The sequence below is a fragment of the Pseudomonas sp. MD195_PC81_125 genome, assembly GCF_014060985.1.
Lineage (GTDB): Bacteria > Pseudomonadota > Gammaproteobacteria > Pseudomonadales > Pseudomonadaceae > Aquipseudomonas > Aquipseudomonas parakoreensis.
Map to the genome: position 1 here is coordinate 1 of NZ_JABULD010000819.1, position 973 is coordinate 973.

The window sequence follows — 973 nt, forward strand, 5'->3', positions numbered from 1 at the left end:
AAATCCGAGATCGGCGGCAATGCGTGCAGACATCGGATCAAAGACTGAAGCGGTCTGGAAACAGTTACTGGATGCCAGCAGTTCGCGAAACGAACGGCGTAATGCTTGGTGGGAAACTCTGGGCATGATCGACCGTGTCCTTGACGTCGTCTGGGTGACTGTCATGAAAAAAGCTGCAGATCCCCGCCCAGCTTTGGCCAGAACATTCAGTCCCGCCAAGCTGGTACAAGGGGCAAAGTGCTTTGAGCTAAATGTCACCAAAGCGCATAGGTGTAGTTTATGTAAAAACGGGTTTGGTCCTGATCCTGCGCTGTAGTTGTTGGGAGTTCGGTACGATAGTTTGCGCGACGTAGAGAAAAACCTAGTCCTTTTAGTGAACCGCTTTGGAGGGTGTAGTCCAACCGATAGTCACTCTCCCATTCGCTATATCGTCCAGTCGTTCCATTGCCAACTCCTCGGATATCGTGACCTTTGACGTAGGTCCATTGAGCTTTAAGCCCTGGAAGACCAAGGCCAGCAAAGTCATACCGATAGATACCGAAACTGGAGTTTTCACCCGCGCGGGTAAAATTGTTAATCATGATATCGGTGTAAAGGTAGACGCTAGCGCCTCCCTCGCCCTCCGGGCGACCGCGACCGTCAACCAGATTGCCGTTAGTAACATAGGGCATACCGCCGCTATCACTGACGCGCTGATGACCGAGGGTCAGTGAGTTGCCGCCAAGCGAATATGTAAAAGCAGCAGACCATGTATTGTTATTTACTTCCCCAAGTCCACCAGCGTTATAACCATTTTTGTACTGGTAATTGGTATTACTACCGTTTTCCCCATCAGAATGACTGTTGAAGTATCGCAGATCAGTTTTGAAGGACTGTTCAGGTGATATCTGAAAATCATGGGTCAATCCTAGAAAGGACTGGCCGTAGTAGTCTTCCAGTTGCGCATAGTAATACTGAAGCATCAGGTCCTTCG

The 973-nt window shown here is 49.5% G+C and carries 1 protein-coding gene and 1 pseudogene; both read right to left on the bottom strand.

Going from position 1 to position 973, the window contains the following annotated elements; translation table 11 throughout:
- Nucleotides 1–126 (bottom strand): annotated as a pseudogene (locus tag HT737_RS32190) (oxaloacetate decarboxylase); the annotation flags it as partial.
- A gap of 128 nt (nt 127–254) precedes the next feature.
- Nucleotides 255–973, bottom strand: a 719-nt coding sequence (locus tag HT737_RS29500) for an OprD family outer membrane porin (RefSeq protein WP_182404587.1), incomplete at its 5' end; no start/stop codon positions are given.